This window comes from Paraglaciecola sp. QJM3NY_14 (genome assembly GCF_056173245.1).
Genome location: NZ_CM149664.1, coordinates 1,112,505 through 1,129,034 on the forward strand (window position 1 = coordinate 1,112,505; position 16,530 = coordinate 1,129,034).

The 16,530-nt window shown below is 44.1% G+C and carries 18 protein-coding genes; 15 read left to right on the forward strand and 3 right to left on the reverse strand.

The window, feature by feature from the left end; genetic code table 11:
• The first annotated feature begins 42 nt into the window (after positions 1–42).
• A complete protein-coding gene (locus tag AC0VYA_RS04690) occupies positions 43–450 on the forward strand; it encodes a methylglyoxal synthase (protein ID WP_011573868.1) in 408 nt (135 codons plus the stop codon).
• Between the two features lie 150 nt (positions 451–600).
• On the opposite strand, the gene AC0VYA_RS04695 is transcribed toward AC0VYA_RS04690, so the two are convergent.
• Positions 601–1,449, reverse strand: a complete 849-nt coding sequence (locus tag AC0VYA_RS04695) for a Spy/CpxP family protein refolding chaperone (protein ID WP_475490228.1) — start codon at positions 1,447–1,449, stop codon at positions 601–603.
• Between the two features lie 176 nt (positions 1,450–1,625).
• On the opposite strand from AC0VYA_RS04695, the gene AC0VYA_RS04700 reads away from it, so the two are divergent.
• The 4 genes from AC0VYA_RS04700 to trmL all read left to right on the forward strand — a co-directional run bounded on the left by AC0VYA_RS04700 (position 1,626) and on the right by trmL (position 5,373).
• The gene (locus AC0VYA_RS04700) at positions 1,626–2,333 is read left to right on the forward strand and encodes a response regulator transcription factor (protein WP_011573870.1); all 708 of its coding nucleotides are present in this window, start codon (positions 1,626–1,628) and stop codon (positions 2,331–2,333) included.
• Positions 2,330–3,733, forward strand: coding sequence for an ATP-binding protein (locus AC0VYA_RS04705; RefSeq protein WP_475490229.1), 1,404 nt, complete (start codon positions 2,330–2,332; stop codon positions 3,731–3,733). Before AC0VYA_RS04700 ends, AC0VYA_RS04705 begins: the two co-directional genes overlap by 4 nt.
• A gap of 201 nt (positions 3,734–3,934) precedes the next feature.
• Positions 3,935–4,843, forward strand: coding sequence for an alpha/beta fold hydrolase (locus tag AC0VYA_RS04710; RefSeq protein ID WP_475490230.1), 909 nt, complete (start codon positions 3,935–3,937; stop codon positions 4,841–4,843).
• A gap of 65 nt (positions 4,844–4,908) precedes the next feature.
• On the forward strand, positions 4,909–5,373 hold the full coding sequence (gene trmL, locus AC0VYA_RS04715) for a tRNA (uridine(34)/cytosine(34)/5-carboxymethylaminomethyluridine(34)-2'-O)-methyltransferase TrmL (protein WP_475490231.1): 465 nt from the start codon (positions 4,909–4,911) through the stop codon (positions 5,371–5,373).
• A gap of 91 nt (positions 5,374–5,464) precedes the next feature.
• Here trmL and fre read toward each other — a convergent pair whose 3' ends face one another.
• Positions 5,465–6,178, reverse strand: coding sequence for an NAD(P)H-flavin reductase (gene fre / locus AC0VYA_RS04720; RefSeq protein WP_475490232.1), 714 nt, complete (start codon positions 6,176–6,178; stop codon positions 5,465–5,467).
• 512 nt (positions 6,179–6,690) lie between these two features.
• Here fre and AC0VYA_RS04725 point away from each other — a divergent pair.
• The 4 genes from AC0VYA_RS04725 to rlmB all read left to right on the forward strand — a co-directional run bounded on the left by AC0VYA_RS04725 (position 6,691) and on the right by rlmB (position 11,008).
• Positions 6,691–6,924 (forward strand): TIGR02647 family protein, encoded by a 234-nt coding sequence (locus AC0VYA_RS04725; protein ID WP_011573875.1) that lies wholly within the window; start codon positions 6,691–6,693, stop codon positions 6,922–6,924.
• 115 nt (positions 6,925–7,039) lie between these two features.
• Positions 7,040–7,693, forward strand: coding sequence for a tetratricopeptide repeat protein (locus tag AC0VYA_RS04730; protein ID WP_041713372.1), 654 nt, complete (start codon positions 7,040–7,042; stop codon positions 7,691–7,693).
• A gap of 139 nt (positions 7,694–7,832) precedes the next feature.
• On the forward strand, positions 7,833–10,265 hold the full coding sequence (gene rnr, locus AC0VYA_RS04735; RefSeq protein ID WP_475490233.1) for a ribonuclease R: 2,433 nt from the start codon (positions 7,833–7,835) through the stop codon (positions 10,263–10,265).
• 2 nt (positions 10,266–10,267) lie between these two features.
• Positions 10,268–11,008: a 23S rRNA (guanosine(2251)-2'-O)-methyltransferase RlmB gene (gene rlmB, locus AC0VYA_RS04740; protein WP_011573878.1), complete on the forward strand. Its 741-nt coding sequence runs from the start codon at positions 10,268–10,270 to the stop codon at positions 11,006–11,008.
• 184 nt (positions 11,009–11,192) lie between these two features.
• Here rlmB and AC0VYA_RS04745 read toward each other — a convergent pair whose 3' ends face one another.
• Complete coding sequence (locus AC0VYA_RS04745; protein ID WP_475490234.1) at positions 11,193–11,525, reverse strand: hypothetical protein; 333 nt, start codon at positions 11,523–11,525, stop codon at positions 11,193–11,195.
• Positions 11,526–11,634: 109 nt separating this feature from the next.
• On the opposite strand from AC0VYA_RS04745, the gene AC0VYA_RS04750 reads away from it, so the two are divergent.
• From AC0VYA_RS04750 to rpsN, 6 genes are all read left to right on the forward strand, one after another.
• Positions 11,635–12,528 carry a LysR substrate-binding domain-containing protein gene (locus AC0VYA_RS04750; protein ID WP_475490235.1) on the forward strand — a complete coding sequence of 298 codons (894 nt, stop codon included), beginning with the start codon at positions 11,635–11,637 and terminating at the stop codon, positions 12,526–12,528.
• A gap of 162 nt (positions 12,529–12,690) precedes the next feature.
• Positions 12,691–14,331: an AMP-binding protein gene (locus AC0VYA_RS04755; protein WP_475490236.1), complete on the forward strand. Its 1,641-nt coding sequence runs from the start codon at positions 12,691–12,693 to the stop codon at positions 14,329–14,331.
• Positions 14,332–14,957: 626 nt separating this feature from the next.
• Positions 14,958–15,323: a 50S ribosomal protein L14 gene (rplN, locus tag AC0VYA_RS04760; protein ID WP_006990572.1), complete on the forward strand. Its 366-nt coding sequence runs from the start codon at positions 14,958–14,960 to the stop codon at positions 15,321–15,323.
• A 12-nt stretch (positions 15,324–15,335) separates the two neighbouring features.
• A complete protein-coding gene (gene rplX, locus AC0VYA_RS04765) occupies positions 15,336–15,650 on the forward strand; it encodes a 50S ribosomal protein L24 (RefSeq protein ID WP_006990571.1) in 315 nt (104 codons plus the stop codon).
• A gap of 15 nt (positions 15,651–15,665) precedes the next feature.
• Positions 15,666–16,205, forward strand: coding sequence for a 50S ribosomal protein L5 (gene rplE / locus AC0VYA_RS04770; protein ID WP_006990570.1), 540 nt, complete (start codon positions 15,666–15,668; stop codon positions 16,203–16,205).
• Between the two features lie 10 nt (positions 16,206–16,215).
• Entirely contained in the window at positions 16,216–16,521 is a 306-nt protein-coding gene (gene rpsN, locus AC0VYA_RS04775) for a 30S ribosomal protein S14 (RefSeq protein ID WP_006990569.1), read from the forward strand.
• Positions 16,522–16,530 lie beyond the last annotated feature (9 nt).

The following is a 16,530-nucleotide window of genomic DNA, read 5'->3' on the forward strand; positions in this document are numbered from 1 at the left end:
ATTTCACAAAACGATTTTTAAAAAAGATTTATTGAGGAAGGTATGCAAAAGACGTTAGCGCTGGTCGCGCATGATCATAAAAAGCCAGAGCTTATCCGCTGGTCACTAGAGCATAAAGCAGAGCTAGAAAAACATAACTTAGTGGCGACAGGCACGACAGGGGGCTTACTACAAGAAGCGTTAAACTTGCCCGTTACGCGATATAAGAGCGGCCCTCTGGGCGGCGACCAACAAATAGGGGCATTGATCGCCGAAGGTAAGTTAGACGCTTTGATTTTCTTTTGGGATCCCCTAAACCCAGCCCCCCATGACCCAGATGTAAAAGCGCTGTTGCGTTTGTGCTCAGTATGGAATTTGCCGGTCGCGTGCAACACTTCTACAGCGGATATGTTGATCACCTCGCCGCTATTCATCGAGGGATTATACGAGCGGGCAGTGCCAGAGTTTTAAGGTATAGCAAAATGTAGAGTGACTCAGGGAGAGTCGCTTTGTCACAGTCTTTAATCGCAAGGATAAAAGTCGCGTCAAAGTCGTTTTATAAGATGCGGTGCATAAGCGGAAAAAAACCTAGCAAGCACACTTATTACAAAAAGTTGAACGTTAGCTATCGGCTTTTCCAAATGAATTACGCTTTTTACTCTCACGTTTATGCCGACTTTCCATCATTCTATGGAGTGTTATCTGTTGTTCGCTGGTAAGTGCATTCCAAAACGTGTGCTGATTTTTAGCCCTAGTAAGAGCATGTTCATAGCGCCGTACTTCGGTTTCGGCTTGCAAGGCTGTCCAGCTAGTTTCGCTCAGACTTTCACTGGTCACTATCGCAATAACTTGTGCCTTAAATGTCTCCCTAGCAAATTTGTTTGCTTCTTTATCCGCTTTTTCAGCAGCGCGTTGTGCTTTAAATAGAGCTTGTTGCTCTTCGGTTAGGTTAAGTGTTTCGAAGTGCGCTGTTTGGCGTTGTGCCTCAGACATCTTGGGTATGCTGTTACCCCGTGTTTTGCTCTGCTGCAACTTGGCGGCATGTCCTTTTTCTTGCTGCTTAGCATGTAACTCGACTAAGAACGCTTCTTTCTGGCCATCGTCTAAAATCTGCCAAATTTGCTGCTGAGTTTTAATATCCAGCCACATTAGCTGATTTTGTAAGTGTTGGTCAGCTTGAATAGCGCTGCTTATTTCACTTTGAATCCATACATCACTTTGTATTAAATTACGTAAGCTCTCACGCATAGATCTTTGGTCTGGCTGATAGGTATCTTTTGTCGCACGGTTTTGTTTTAACAGTAATTGAACGTCTTGACGTTGGGCGCCGGTTAAATCTAACTTTTTTAAAATTGGGCGTAAGGATATCGGGCCATTATGCGGCGACGGTTTTGCAATAGCGACATGCTGAGTCAACAGGAGTGCCAAAGCAACGGCGATGGGGGTAAATAATGATTTTAACGTTCGCACTGAATATGCCTTACTATAGTGAAATACAAAAAAAGGTTAGCACCACCAGCGCAAAGAAACGCAAAGCCAGTGTAAAGATTAAGTAAATAGACAATCGAGTAGCGACAATTTCGGTATTATTTTGTGGGTTTTCGCGCGTCTATTGTTAGGCCGCTGGAGTTTGAAGGAAAGTGTTCATGCTAGAAAAGTCTTTGTTGCTGATCGATGACGATCAAGCACTCACCGAGTTGTTACAGGAATACCTAAGCGCACAAGGATACACGATTCATGTGGCAAGTGATGGGGAGGCCGGCCTGTTAGCTGCGAAATCAGGGCAGCACTATGATTTAATCATTTTGGATGTAATGCTTCCTAAAGTAGACGGGTTCGAAGTATTAAAACGTTTACGTAGTACACATGTTACCCCTGTGTTGATGTTAACTGCCAAAGGCGATGATTTTGATCGAATATTAGGCTTGGAACTCGGTGCCGATGACTATTTGGCAAAACCTTTCAACCACAGAGAGTTATCGGCCAGAGTGAAAGCTATTGTGCGCCGTGTAGATATTCAAGCCGGCTTGCAAAGCGACAAGCAAAAACAAAACACAATCGAAATTGGTGATGTGGAGTTAAATATTGCAGCGCAAACTGTCGCATGTAACGCCCAGCAAGTGGAGTTGACCGGCACCGAATTTGCGGTGCTGAAACTGTTGATGAGCTGTAGCCCGGATCTCGTGCCTAAACAGGCAATAAGTGAGCAGGTATTAGGTCGAAAGCTAGCCGCTTTTGATCGCAGTATTGATATGCACGTGAGCAATTTACGTAAGAAATTAAGTCATTTTAGTGACCATGACAAAATCAAAACCCATCGAGGGGTAGGATACGTCTATTTGGGTGAAATATGAGGCGTCTTCTATATTTAAACCCATTTCGAAGTTTGTATGGTCGTATTTTTTTGTGGTTCTGGGGCACAACTATCGTCATGATCGTCGGTGCTTACTGGATAATGCAAAATATTGCTCCACCAGTTGAATATTTACCCATGGATGATAAGCAGCATTTCATGCTGGAAAACTCGGTTAGAGCTTTGCAGCGGCAAGTTTCCCGTAGCCCAGATGGTGAGCCGTTAGAGAATATTCTTGAACGCACCAGTCAGCGCGGTAAGTTGATGATGATTTTGCTCAATCCAAAAACCAAGTCGTTCACACTCAAGGGGCCGTTACCACGCTTACCCAATGAAAAGCCCTTTCTCGATTTAATTGGCTCTGCAAATCCATTGCGCATTGCAACACCTATCGGCGATATGTTTGGCCCAATGGCGACCGATATTGCTGGCACCGAATATTTGTTATTTGTAGGACGAATACGGCCCATGGGTTTCGCTAGCGATATGCGCCACCGCCCACCCTTATTGCTTATCTGCCTGGTATTGTTAATAAGTGCGGTATTGTGCTCATTAATTGCTTGGTCACTTGTAAAACCATTAAAACAATTGCAAGTGGCCACTAAGCGCATGGCTAGCGGTGCACTTAGCAGTCGAGTTGGATCTGCCAGCTATAGAGGCGATGAAATCGGGCGCTTAGGGCGAGATTTTAATTATATGGCAGAGCAGGTGGAGACTTTGCTTAATGGGCAAAAGCGTCTATTGGCAGACATATCTCACGAATTACGCTCTCCATTAACGCGGATGCAACTCGCCATTGGCATCGCTCAGCAACAAGAGCCGTCGAGCAACACAAAAAGTAACGAGCAAGCATTAGCTAGAATTGAAAAAGAAGCGCATCAGATGGAGCATATGGTCGCTCAAGTGTTGATGCTGTCGCGATTAGATAATAACGCTCGGGATTCGAAAAAGCAGCCGGTGAGTTTTGATACACTTTTAACAGGCCTATTAGCTGACTGCGAGTTCGAAGCCCAATCACAAGGCAAAACGTTAACGGTAGATATTGATTCTGATGCGAAAATAAATGCTGACGAAGATTTGTTAACGAGCGGCATTGAAAATGTTCTGCGCAACGCCGTGAAATACGCAAATCAGCAGGTGTCTTTCACCCTGAAAATTGACGGCCCTGACGTTAACTTAGTTGTTTGTGATGACGGCAAAGGCATACCAGATTCAGATTTAGAGCATATCTTTCAGCCCTTTTATCGTGTTTCAAGCGCAAGAGAGCGAGATAGTGGTGGAATAGGATTAGGCTTAGCAATTGCCAGTCGCGCCATTGCTGCACATGAGGGCACAATTGAAGCCCGCAACCGAGTTAAGGGTGGCTTGAGCGTGCATATTCGATTGCCGATAATGGCTTAGCGCCTTGACCAATTACTTTTTCAGCTCGAATTTGGTGAGCCCGATTGTTTTTTTGCACGGTCTACCTTTGTGTTCTGCACTATTAACCTCTGGTAAGCTAATACCATAGAGTGATAAATAGAGTAATAGCCGTTGAGTGAATACCAAATAAGTTCAGAAAAGCAACTGGAACGGACGTATCAAGAAAAAATAAAACCCTTAATGCGTTCTCTGACCAAAGGCGATTTTATGGGGCATTCAGGTGTAAACATTAGTTATGCCTATTTGTGTCATCCGCACGCGATTGGTGCCGTGGCTATCTCTACAGGGCGAATTGAGTCTTGGGTTAAATATCAAGAAGTCATGTTCGACTTATATCAAAATGGATATTCGGTGTTCATTCATGATCACCGTGGTCAAGGCTTATCAGGGCGCATGACCCGCAACCCCCATATGGGTTTTGTGAACGATTTTACCGATTACGTTGCTGACTTTAAGCTGTTTTACCAGAAAATCATTGAGCCTAACACGCAGCATAGGCCTCAGTTATTGTGCCACTCTATGGGGTGTGCAATTGGGGCTTTGTATGTTTTAGCGCATCCGCAAGATTTCGCTCAACTGATTGTGTGTGCCCCCATGTTTGGCATTCGCCCCGCGTTACCTAATTGGCTGGCGAGTATTTTAATAGGCGCAAACTTGCTTATTAGTCGCGGTTTAGGTCATGACGCGAGTTATTTTCTTGGCCAAAAAAATTATCAGGAAACCGAGTTCGCGCTTAATGAGCTCACCCACAGCGAAATACGTTATCGCCTCTTCAGAGACGAGTATAATTTGCAACCAGAAGTGCAATTAGGGGGGGTGACCGGGCATTGGTTGCGAGCTGCTCTAAAAGCGATGGATGCCATTGAAGCTCAAGCGAGTCAAATATCGATCCCCGTTTGGGCCATTCAAGCAGAGGCGGATACAGTGGTGGACAACAAAAGGCAAAGTCGTGTACTAGCCAAATTGCCCTATTGCGAAGTACAACAAATTTTTGGTGCTCGGCACGAAATGCTGCTTGAAGAAGACCAATATCGTCGCCCCTGTTTAGAAGCTATTCTAGCGTTTCTGCGACTGGCAAATGACAGATAAACCTTACTGCAGTAAGCGCAATTTGTTAGAATTGCGCTTAATCTGACTTTATCGTGATCAACTAAATGCTAGACATTGTTTTATATCAGCCTGAAATTCCGCCGAATACTGGCAACATTATTCGTTTATGCGCAAACACTGGATTTGCCCTACATTTAATTGAGCCTTTAGGGTTTGAATGGGACGATAAACGCGTTCGTCGCGCAGGCCTTGATTACCATGAATTTGCCAATGTGGTAAGGCATGCGTCACTACAGGCCTATATGGAATCACGCCATCCCAAGCGCATTTTTGCTTGCACCACTAAAGGCACTACTTTTTTTGCCAAAGCTGAATATCAATTGGGTGATGCCTTGTTGTTTGGGCCCGAAACGCGAGGATTACCCGATGACGTTATTCAAAGCTTGCCGCCTGAACAACGAGTACGCATTCCTATGTTACCTGACAGTCGCAGCATGAATTTATCGAATGCGGTATCTGTTTTTGTTTATGAAGCGTGGCGCCAATTGGATTTCAGCGGCGCGGTTTAGCTGCGAGCTAGCAAAACGTATAAATATTTAGCCTATTGGGTAAGCGTTTCGTTTACCCAATAGGCTTTTTACAATGCACCGTGCTCAGGTGTTAAATAAATTCGAATGCGTCGCCGTACAAGTTCTTTAAGATTAACCCTTGCTGATGAAAGTCTTCTCTTGCCACTCCTGCCATTTCAAAGCGACCAGCTATGTAAACCCGATAAGGCTCTAGGCTGACAAAATCTTCGAGTACTGCTTTATGCACCCAACCGGTTTTGCCTGACCATTGATGACCCGGATGTTCCACCACGGGAACAAAGGTAAAGTGCTCGTGTTTTTTATTCAGAGCGACAAGTTCATCGTATGCGTACATATCAGCGGTTGAGCGCGTTCCCCAATATAGGAAAATTGGATCTTTGTGGCCTTTGACCTGGCTTGAAGATTCGAGCATTTTTTGCAAGATAGCTTGGGTATAGGAAAACCCTGTTCCCCCTGCGAGTAAAATGGTCGGCATGCTATCTTCCAGTTGAACGTAGGCATTTCCTAAACCGCCATTAACGGTAATTTCACCCTCAGTTCGCATTTTTTCAAGAACTTCACCTGCATAACTATTGCCTGGCTCCGCGCCAATATGCAATTGAATTTTACCGTCTTCTCGCGGTGCTGTAGCGATACTGAATGGACGCTGATCGCCTTCATCCATGACGACTTTCAAATACTGACCAGCTTGATGTGTAAAAGGCTGCTGTGGGATCAGGGTGACTAAACTGACGACTGGGTTGAGAGCAACAATGGAATCAACCTTACAAGGGGTGTGATGCATAATAATGTTCTGCGCTATATCAAATTGCGCTGCTGTTGGCGCAAATAATTAAAATGTGAGAGAAGGTGCTTTAACAGCGACATATTGGCGCTTATGCGTCCTTCCGAAAATGTGCAGAATAACGAGTGGTTCAAACTGCTTAGGTGTACTTCGATTAATGTCTCAATATAAGTGAAGAGCATTAAAAGTAATATCTATTTTGTCAGAGTATAAACTGCTCAGTGCTAAGTTACGAGATGGATCGTTAGACCTTGTTATTTTTAGCTATTTCTCTTTTACCAATTTCCAGATAATGAAAACTCTTTGTTGTTTTTGGCTTGATTTTATTAACGTCTAGTGGTTTATTGAGCTTGCATGATGTGCAAATTTAACGGGTTAGCTCGACATACTTTTTGTCGCGCATCGAGTGGGTCTTTATCTTCAAACTCTGTGCGCAAACGTCGTTGGTGAAAGTAAGCTGAGCAAACCGGAATGTATTGTCTTTACTACACAATAATCATCGAGGAATGCTTATGTCACTTACAAACGAAATGGTTAGCGAGTTTAATTTGTTATTAAAATTCCCTACCACAAGCCTGATGCAGGGCTTAAAAATACACCATGACGCAGAGCCCGCTGTGATCGATGCCGCCAAGCGCCTGTTTGAAAAAGGAATAGTGACCTTGCCAGATGGTGGTTACTTGACAGACCTTGGTCATGATTTAATTGAACACGCCCAGGTCGTTCAGTCAGCTTTAGCGAGTTAATTCATATTTATCTGTTCTAGTCTGAGTAATTACGGATCATATTCGGCAGTTAGGGGTTTACAAAATCCAGATGCTGCCGATAAAAATGATATACGCCACAGCAGATAGATTCCATATGAAAGTGTCACTCCCTAAATTGTCTCATGCTGGCCTACTGGCTGGACTGCTTATTTTAACTACCTCTGGTATGTCTACTAGCCGCGCTGCAGACGAAATCAAAGCGGTGCAGCTCTATTCCCAAGATGAGTTGCTTCGGCTCATTCACCGTAATGAGCATTTAAGCCAAGTTGTGCTAGATGATTGTCAATTGGTGCAAGACATTGAGGCCAGAGCGCAAACCTTAAAAATACCTGCCTATCAGTTTTTATGGGGTGACATGCTTGCTTGGGGCGTATGCGTAACTGCTGAGCCTGAGCGTGGTATTAGTTTTATGCGTCAAGCTGCCGACCAAGGTTTACCAGAAGGGCTAGAGCAGCTGGGCCGTTATTATGCTCAAGGCAAGTTGGTGCAGCAAGATAAAGAGCGCGCGGTGGTGTTTTTACGCGAAGCATCAATGTTGGGTAACCAAAAAGCGCAAATAGAGTTAGTGGAATTGTTCATAGATGGTTATGGCAGCCCTTACGATTATGAAGATGCTTACCATTGGTTGTATAACGCCGTGACGAACGATAAGAAAACCCATCAAAAAATTGCGTCTTGCTTGTCTGATCTAGAAAAACTGATGCATCCTAAAGCGGTACGTAAAGCGAAACGTCCTTTGGATTCATAACTTATTTCCCCATTAAATCGGTCGTTTTATCTATGTAGAACAACTTGCGCCTTGTCGTTGTCAATTAAGCGTTTTTAATTGCGCCAGCTTCGTTATACTAGGCGCAACATTTACCTAACTTGGAAACGCCATCACCTCTATGAGCGACGATCCCTTTTACCAGCGCGAGAAAGAAAAATACGAAAATCCAGTAGCGAGCCGTGAGTATTTACTTGAATTACTCACCAAAGCCAAAAAACCGTTGTCCTTTCTTGAATTTTGTCACCTATTAAATGCAGAAGATGAAGATAGCCGAATTGGCATTCAACGTCGCTTGCGTGCAATGGAGCGCGAAGGGCAAATCGAATTCAATCGTGATAAAAAATACGCCAAGCTTAAGTTAGAAGAGCTAATTCAAGGGCGTGTGATTGGCCACCGTGACGGTTTTGGATTTTTAAAGCGTGATGACGGCGAAAAAGACCTGTTTATTCACAACGCACAAATGGCGACGGTGCTGCACGGCGACATAGTGCTGGTCAAAGAAAGCGGCACCGATAATCGAGGCCGCCGAGAAGCACGCATAGCTAAAATTATCGAGCCGCGCAGCGAACCCATTGTTGGTCGTTACTTTTTTGAAAATGGTGCCGGTATCGTTATTCCCGATGACAGCCGTATTAATCATGAAATCAGTATTCCTGCTGAGTATGTTAACGGTGCCCGCCAGGGCTTCATCGTTGTTGTAGAGATTGTTCAACGCCCAAGACGTCGCGTGAACGCAATTGGTAAAGTATTAGAAGTGCTAGGTGAGCATATGGCACCGGGCATGGAAATCGACATGGCACTGCGCACTTTCGATATTCCTCACGCTTGGCCTAAAGGTGTTACCAAGCAAATTGCCGACCTCAATGAGCAAGTACCTGAAGAAGCGAAAGAAAATAGAATCGATTTACGTCAATTACCATTAGTCACGATAGATGGTGAAGACGCACGTGATTTCGATGACGCTGTATTTTGTGAACCGCTAGATGACGGTGGTTGGCAGTTGTGGGTGGCGATTGCTGATGTAAGTTATTATGTCAGACCAGGTACGGCGCTTGATAGCGAAGCGCAAAACCGTGGTAACTCGGTTTATTTCCCAGAGCAGGTTATTCCCATGCTGCCTGAAGTACTCTCTAACGGATTGTGTTCATTGAACCCCCAAGTAGACCGATTATGTATGGTCTGTGAAATGACCATCAGCGCAAACGGAGAGCTCGCAGAACACCAATTCTATGAAGCTGTTATGAACTCAAAAGCGCGCCTTACTTACACAAAAGTATGGGATATATTGAAAGATGACGGCCAGGCTCATCCTGAACTGAAAAATCGCTACGCAGAGCAGGTCCCACATCTTAAAAATTTACACGACATGTACCGCACGTTGAAACGCAGACGTAGTCAGCGAGGGGCTATTGAATTTGAAACTCAAGAAAGTAAGTTCGTGTTCAATGCGCAGCGTAAAATAGACACCATTGTGCCTGTCACGCGTAATGATGCTCACAAACTGATAGAAGAGTGTATGATTTTGGCCAACGTAGCTGCGGCCAAAACCTTAAGCAAGCAAAAAGCTGAAGCCTTGTACCGTATACATGATGAGCCGGACTCGGATCGATTAAGTGCGTTTTTGTCTTATTTGGCAGAGGTTGGAATTACCCATCACATCAGCAAAGATGCTTCGCCACAAGAATTTACTGAGGTGATCAGCAAAATTCAGGGCAGGGCCGATCAAGAGCTAATTCAAACCATGTTGCTGCGTTCTATGAAGCAAGCAGTGTACAGCCATGAAAACATTGGCCACTTTGGTTTAGCATTAGAAGCTTACGCGCATTTCACATCACCCATTCGTCGCTACCCCGATTTAGTTGTGCATCGTGCTTTAAAAGCCACGATAGATAAAAAGCAACAGCGCAAAAGTAAGACTGGCGGTAAAGCGTATACAGCAGAAGAGGTGGATGCATTAGGCGAGCAGTGTTCTATGACAGAGCGACGCGCCGACGATGCAACACGCGATGTATCCGATTGGCTCAAATGTGAATTTATGCTGGACCATGTTGGAGATACATTTGATGGCGTTATTGCATCGGTAACCAGTTTTGGCTTTTTCGTGCGTTTATCCGAGTTCCATATTGATGGGCTAGTGCATATTTCTGCATTAGATAATGACTTTTATCAGTTTGATGAAACGAAGCAGCACTTAGTCGGAGAAAATTCGGGCATAGTTTACCGACTTGGCGATCCGCTTGAAGTGAAGGTGGCAGGGGTGAATTTGGATGAACGAAAAATAGACTTTGTATTAGCCAAAGCGCCACCAAAACCAAGAGGTGGAAAACGCGGAACAAAGAAATCGTCTTCCGCTAAAAAAGGTTCAGCAAAAAATACTTCAGGCAAAGAAAGCCCTGTATCCAAAGCCGGGGCCAAAGCGGCAAATGAGAACGACAAAGCTGGTGGCGCTAAAAAGAAACCACGCACTCGTCGTTCGAGTGGTAAAGGGGGGGCAGCCGATAAACCAGCGGCTAAGTCACGTCGCTCTTCGTCCAGTAAAAGGAACAAATAGATATGGCTCAACATGAGTGGTTGTATGGTATTCATGCATTAGAAGCAGTGATAGAGCGTGAGCCAGAGCGTTTGATTGAGTTGTTTGTCCTTAAAGGTCGTGACGACAAACCGATTAATTCAATCATCAATCATGCGCGTAAGTTTGGTATTGCGGTGCAATTTTGCCAGCGCAAAACCTTAGACGATAAAGTCAATGGTGAACAGCACCAAGGTGTTGTAGCAAAAGCGAAGCCCGGTAAACAGTTTAACGAAAATGATTTAGACGAAATCATTAAAAAAAGCGCCACGCCTTTTTTGTTAATACTCGATGGTGTAACTGACCCTCATAATTTAGGTGCGTGTTTGCGTACCGCCGATGCAGCAGGTATTGACGCTATTGTGGTGCCCAAAGACAACTCGGTAGCGTTAACGCCAGTGGTGAGGAAAGTCGCTTGCGGTGCAGCTGATTTGATCCCCCTTATACAGGTGACTAACCTGGCACGTACTTTACGAGAGATTAAAGATGCAGGCGTATGGGTGGTGGGTACTGCAGGTGAAGCAACCCAGAGTATATACGATTGTAAGATGCAAGGACCGATAGCGCTGGTGATGGGCGCCGAAGGCAAAGGAATGCGCAGGCTGACCCGAGAACATTGCGACGAGCTAATAAAGCTGCCCATGGCAGGTTCGGTTTCTAGCTTGAATGTATCGGTGGCGACCGGTATTTGCTTGTATGAAATTGTACGTCAGCGCACTAGCTAGTCGTAACGTTTGGCACTGATAATTTTGGGTTTTGTCACACCTTTTTTATGCTTTGTAGTTTCTATATAAGAGTATGGGGCGCTGTTCATACCATAGGGGGTGAGCCCTATACATTAAACGCAGCTATAACTACTGCCACAATCAGATATGACAGTAGCTACAGTAACAGGCGTGACACTACCGGTTATTGGTAGGTGTTCTTCAATAACCTTTTCGCTTCTGAGCGCTCTAAACAAGATCGCAATGGCGCGGTAATGAAATCATCATGCCGGGCCCTTTTTTCTTGCCCTTCCCACACAATCGAGCCTTGAGTTATTTCCGTTCGGCAGGTCACCGTTTCATCTTGTCGTTGATACAAAATACGAACCAATTGCGAACGCTTAACCAAAGGTTCAAATGGATAACCCGTTTTTGTGTATAGTTTTTCTAATCCTTGGCCTGCAAAAACGGCCGAGCTCACGCTGAGAAATAGCAGGGTAATGCTAAACGCTAGGCAAGATTTCATGGTGTTTTTCATCGTTAATTCCTCATGGTTTGGAGGTTTAACGATAGGCAGATACTCTTCTACTGACAAACGATTAAAACTAAACTACAGTTAAGAAAAACTTAACTGAATTCCATTTTATATGAATAAACTCCCGCCCCTCAATGCGCTTCGTTATTTTTTAGCGGCTGCAGAATCATTGAGTTTTAAAGCAGCAGCGGAACAAATGTTTGTTACTCAAGCTGCTATCAGCCAGCACATTAAAACGCTAGAAGTCTTCTTCGGTTGTCAGCTGTTTTTAAGAGGACACCGGCATGTGTCTTTAACAAAGGCGGGGGAAAGACTGTTACCTGATATCGCCACGGGGTTCAGCTTTCTAGATAAAGGCGTAGGCAACTTGGTGATGGATCCAAGACCCAATATCTTAAACTTAACCGTGATTGAGTCGTTATCTTCTCGATGGCTTGTACCGCGTTTGTATTTGTTCCAGCAAGAATATCCCCACATAAATGTGAGGATCCAGCCAACAAACAGTTTATTAGATTTTGACCAAAATGAATTAGATTTGGCGATACGATTTGGCATCGGCGATTATCCCCAGTTAAAAAGCAGAAAGTTGGCTCAGGATACTATTCACCTAGTTTGTCATCCTGGGTTAGCTAAACAGATTGACACTGCTCAGTCTGTTTCCCGTCATCCCACTTTAACCGAGAAAAGCAGCGATATTGTGCCCGCCTGGAAATCTTTCTATCAACAGCATCGGATAAACCCAGACGTGGGGCGCAATGCTCTACATGTAGATGATTCCAGTGTCACTATTATTGAAGCGGCGCTAGCGGGGCAGGGCATAGCAATGGTGCGTAATAGCCTGATATTCGAACAGTTAGAAAAAGGGCAATTGGTGAAACTGTTCAATTTTAGTTTCAAGTGTCATTACGCATATTATTTGGTGGCGCCTGAAGCGCATTTTAAGCGCGAAAAGATTCAGTGTTTTTCGAATTGGCTGGAGAGAATGTTTAGCGAAATCCCTCAATGAGGCTAAAAAAACACCTTTTTGCTGAAAAGATAAGCTGAATTGATTCTGTTTATCGAAGTGAATACGCAAAATAAATGCTTAAGTCTTATAGTTGTTTGACCTGTGGGGTTTCAATCGTTATAACGTTGTTATCAAAATGTAGATTTATGTACTGGAGACAACATGTCGTTAAAGACGCCCTTAGAAATGATGTACCACTGGGAAGATACAACGCCGCAGAAGGTATATTTGAAGCAACCGATTAACGGTGCTGTTATTAGTTATACATGGGCACAGACGGCAGACAAAGTGCGCCGCGCGGCAGCTGGATTAATTGCGCTGAACTTACCAGTGGGTAGCCACATTGCCGTATTATCTAAGAACTGTGCTGAATGGTTCATTGCTGACTTGGCGATTATGTTGGCCGGCCATATATCCGTACCAATTTATTCAACAGCCGGCGAGAAAACGATTCAATATGTATTAAATCACGCAGCATGTCCTGTTATTTTCGTGGGCAAGTTAGATGATACTGCTGAGCAAGTAGAAGCGATCCCTGAGGGCGTTACTAAGCTAGCATTTCCTTATCCTGGTATTGAAGCCGATAAGGATTGGGATTCATTGATGGCAAATGAGCCCTATTTAGAGCGCCCAGTACCCGATATGAGCAGCACTATGACGATTATCTATACGTCGGGCAGCACGGGTAACCCTAAAGGTGTAGTGCATACCTATAATTCGATTAGTTGGGCTGCGAGTAATTCAAGAAATGAATTAAGCGTTGGCGATGAAGACCGTATATTGAGTTACTTGCCATTGGCGCATATCACCGAGCGCGTTTTGGTGGAAATGGCTAGTTTCTACGCAAACACTCAAATTGGTTTTATAGAGTCGCTTGATACATTCAATCGCGATATTTGCCACCTAAGGCCTACGTTATTTATTTCTGTTCCGCGTCTTTGGACTCGTTTTCAAATGGGGGTTTTAGCAAACATGCCCCAAAAGAAACTCGATTTTCTGCTGAAAATACCGTTTGTCGGCAATATAGTCGCGAGTAAGATTAGAACTAAACTTGGCTTAGATAAGGCTCGTATGTGCGCCAGTGGATCCGCTCCTATTTCGCCAGCCACCCTTAAATGGTTTTTGAAAGTAGGCGTTAAAATATCTGAAGGATGGGGAATGACAGAAAACAGTGCTTACGGTACCTGTTGTGTTCCATTTAGAGAGGACAAAATTGGTAGTATTGGCCGCGCTTATGAAGGTGTCGATATTAGAATTGGCGAAGAGGGCGAGATACAAGTTAAAGGGCCTTGTAATATGCAGGAATATTATCTGGAGCCTGAGAAAACCACTGATACCTTTACCGAAGACGGATACTTGCGCACAGGTGATAAGGGCGCAATCGATAGTGATGGCTATATTAAAATTACCGGGCGCTTAAAAGAGATATTTAAAACAGCCAAGGGTAAGTATATCGCGCCAGTACCGATTGAAGCTCTCATTATGGGCAACTCTTCTGTAGAGCAAGTCTGTGTCACCGGCTCGCAATTAAAACAGCCTATTGCGTTAGTCGTATTATCAGAAGATGCCACCAAACAAGACAAAGACAAAGTAGAAAAGAGCCTGTTAGCAACCTTGGAATCGGTTAACGCTGGTTTAGAAAGTCACGCAGTACTCGACCGTTTAGTGATCATGAAAGATGATTGGACTGTAGAGAACGGCCTACTAACACCTACGCTAAAGATAAAGCGCCATTTACTGGAAGAAAAATACGATGGACTAATTAACGCTCCCGAGAGAGAAAAGTTAATTTATCAAAAATAGTTCACGCCCGCTTTAACCGCCCCTTTATGTGTAAAGTCATTTATAGAATGTGAGTAACACGTAGAGGGGCTCTCCTAAATACCTTATCACCACCATACTAATCTGTTCCTTTGTTGTCCTTGATAGGGGCGGATGATGCGCTTAAGAGATGATGAATATCAACTATTCGTTGCAAGGTAAAATTTCGAACATTATCTGTTAATAGAGCAATTCCAATTATACGAAACCTCTGGCTTTGCATCGGATGAAGTGTAGCAGTCGACTAATTCTACGCTGTACAGTAGCGAAGTAGAATGGCCATTTAGTTAAGCTACGTTGATAACATCGTTAGACTCGAGAGAGTTTTGTAAGAGGTATCTATACGTTAGTGGCTAACAACTTTTTTACGCGTATTAAAATTAGCTAAGCCACTGTTTTAAATATGTTTTATGAGTTCTTCGCTGATGAGAGGGAATTATCTATTGATTAGTCACTTTTTTTTGCAAATTCGACTATCGCCACTGGTTATTTTCTGTTAGTATTTCGCGCCCTTTTAATAGGGGTATGTATAAAAAGTCAGCAATAACGCTGGTTTTTTAGGAAACAAAACGACTCGTGAGAGTCTTAATTAACAGCGGAGCACTAACATGATCCAAATGCAAACTAACCTGGATGTAGCCGATAACTCGGGTGCTCGCAGGGTTCAGTGTATTAAGGTTCTTGGTGGCTCGCATCGCCGTTATGCACATATTGGCGACATCATTAAAGTTACCGTTAAAGAAGCAATTCCTCGCGGTAAAGTAAAAAAAGGTGATGTGCTAACTGCAGTGGTGGTGCGTACTAGAAAAGGCGTTCGTCGTTCTGATGGATCTTCGATCCGTTTCGATAACAACGCAGCTGTTTTGCTTAACGCAAACAAGCAACCAATTGGTACGCGTATCTTTGGCCCGGTCACTCGTGAGCTTCGTGTTAATAACATGAAAATCGTCTCACTGGCCCCTGAGGTACTATAAGGAGTCACGATAATGGCTAGAAAAATTCGTCGTGATGATGAAATCATCGTTTTGGCAGGTAAAGACAAAGGAAAACTAGGCAAAGTGCTTAAAGTTCTTCCAGCGGCTGACCGCTTAATCGTTGAAGGTGTGAACTTGGTGAAGAAGCATCAGAAACCTAACCCTCAATTGGGTGTTACTGGTGGCGTTATTGAGAAAGAAGCATCAATTCACGTGTCAAATGTAGCGATTGTTAACCCTAAAACGGGTAAAGCAGATCGCATAGGTTTCCGTTTTGAAGACGACAAAAAAGTTCGTTTCTTCAAATCTGACGGTGAACTGGTTTAATAATTGGAGAGTACGATGGCGAAACTGCATGATTTCTATAAAGAAACAGTAGTAGCGGAACTTGCGAAGCAGTTCAACTACAAAAGCGTCATGCAAGTCCCTCGGATTGAGAAAATCACTCTAAACATGGGTTTAGGTGAAGCGGTAGCAGACAAGAAGGTGTTGGAAAACGCAACTGCTGACATGCAAGCAATTGCTGGTCAGAAACCTGTTGTCACTGTTGCTCGCAAATCTGTAGCGGGTTTTAAAATCCGTGAAGGTTATCCGATTGGCTGTAAAGTAACCCTACGTGGTGAGCGTATGTGGGAATTCTTTGAACGTTTAGTATCAATAGCAATTCCTCGTATCCGTGACTTCCGTGGCTTGAATCCTAAGTCGTTTGACGGCCGTGGAAACTATAGCATGGGTGTTCGTGAGCAAATTATCTTCCCAGAAATCGATTTCGATAAGGTAGATAAAATTCGCGGTATGGATATTACTATCACGACTAGCGCTGAAACCGATGCGGAAGCACATGCACTTCTTAGTGCGTTTAGTTTCCCATTTAAAAAGTAAGGGTAGGGTTATGGCAAAAGAATCAATGAAAGCGCGCGAAGTTAAACGCGCCAAGCTAGTTGCAAAGTTCGCTACTAAACGAGCTGAACTTAAAGCAACTATCAGCAACGTCAACTCTTCTGACGAAGAACGTTGGGACGCTGTTCTTAAGCTACAACAACTTCCACGTGATTCAGCTCGTACGCGTCAACAAAATCGTTGTCGTATTACTGGCCGTCCACATGGTTTCCTACGCAAGTTTGGTCTTAGCCGTATTAAGTTGCGTGAAGCAGCTATGCGCGGCGAAGTACCTGGCCTTAAAAAAGCCAGCTGGTAAGGAGTAGCT

Bases quoted from the DNA above. Each gene is read 5' to 3' on its own strand.
- rnr (WP_475490233.1), top strand. From the start codon at position 7,833: ATGAGCGACGATCCCTTTTACCAGCGCGAGAAAGAAAAATACGAAAAT.
- AC0VYA_RS04705 (WP_475490229.1), top strand. From the start codon at position 2,330: ATGAGGCGTCTTCTATATTTAAACCCATTTCGAAGTTTGTATGGTCGT.
- rlmB (WP_011573878.1), top strand. From the start codon at position 10,268: ATGGCTCAACATGAGTGGTTGTATGGTATTCATGCATTAGAAGCAGTG.
- AC0VYA_RS04755 (WP_475490236.1), top strand. From the start codon at position 12,691: ATGTCGTTAAAGACGCCCTTAGAAATGATGTACCACTGGGAAGATACA.
- trmL (WP_475490231.1), top strand. From the start codon at position 4,909: ATGCTAGACATTGTTTTATATCAGCCTGAAATTCCGCCGAATACTGGC.
- AC0VYA_RS04725 (WP_011573875.1), top strand. From the start codon at position 6,691: ATGTCACTTACAAACGAAATGGTTAGCGAGTTTAATTTGTTATTAAAA.
- AC0VYA_RS04710 (WP_475490230.1), top strand. From the start codon at position 3,935: ATGCGTTCTCTGACCAAAGGCGATTTTATGGGGCATTCAGGTGTAAAC.
- AC0VYA_RS04700 (WP_011573870.1), top strand. From the start codon at position 1,626: ATGCTAGAAAAGTCTTTGTTGCTGATCGATGACGATCAAGCACTCACC.
- AC0VYA_RS04690 (WP_011573868.1), top strand. From the start codon at position 43: ATGCAAAAGACGTTAGCGCTGGTCGCGCATGATCATAAAAAGCCAGAG.
- rplX (WP_006990571.1), top strand. From the start codon at position 15,336: ATGGCTAGAAAAATTCGTCGTGATGATGAAATCATCGTTTTGGCAGGT.
- AC0VYA_RS04730 (WP_041713372.1), top strand. From the start codon at position 7,040: ATGAAAGTGTCACTCCCTAAATTGTCTCATGCTGGCCTACTGGCTGGA.
- rplN (WP_006990572.1), top strand. From the start codon at position 14,958: ATGATCCAAATGCAAACTAACCTGGATGTAGCCGATAACTCGGGTGCT.
- fre (WP_475490232.1), bottom strand. From the start codon at position 6,178: ATGCATCACACCCCTTGTAAGGTTGATTCCATTGTTGCTCTCAACCCA.
- rpsN (WP_006990569.1), top strand. From the start codon at position 16,216: ATGGCAAAAGAATCAATGAAAGCGCGCGAAGTTAAACGCGCCAAGCTA.
- rplE (WP_006990570.1), top strand. From the start codon at position 15,666: ATGGCGAAACTGCATGATTTCTATAAAGAAACAGTAGTAGCGGAACTT.
- AC0VYA_RS04750 (WP_475490235.1), top strand. From the start codon at position 11,635: ATGAATAAACTCCCGCCCCTCAATGCGCTTCGTTATTTTTTAGCGGCT.
- AC0VYA_RS04745 (WP_475490234.1), bottom strand. From the start codon at position 11,525: ATGAAAAACACCATGAAATCTTGCCTAGCGTTTAGCATTACCCTGCTA.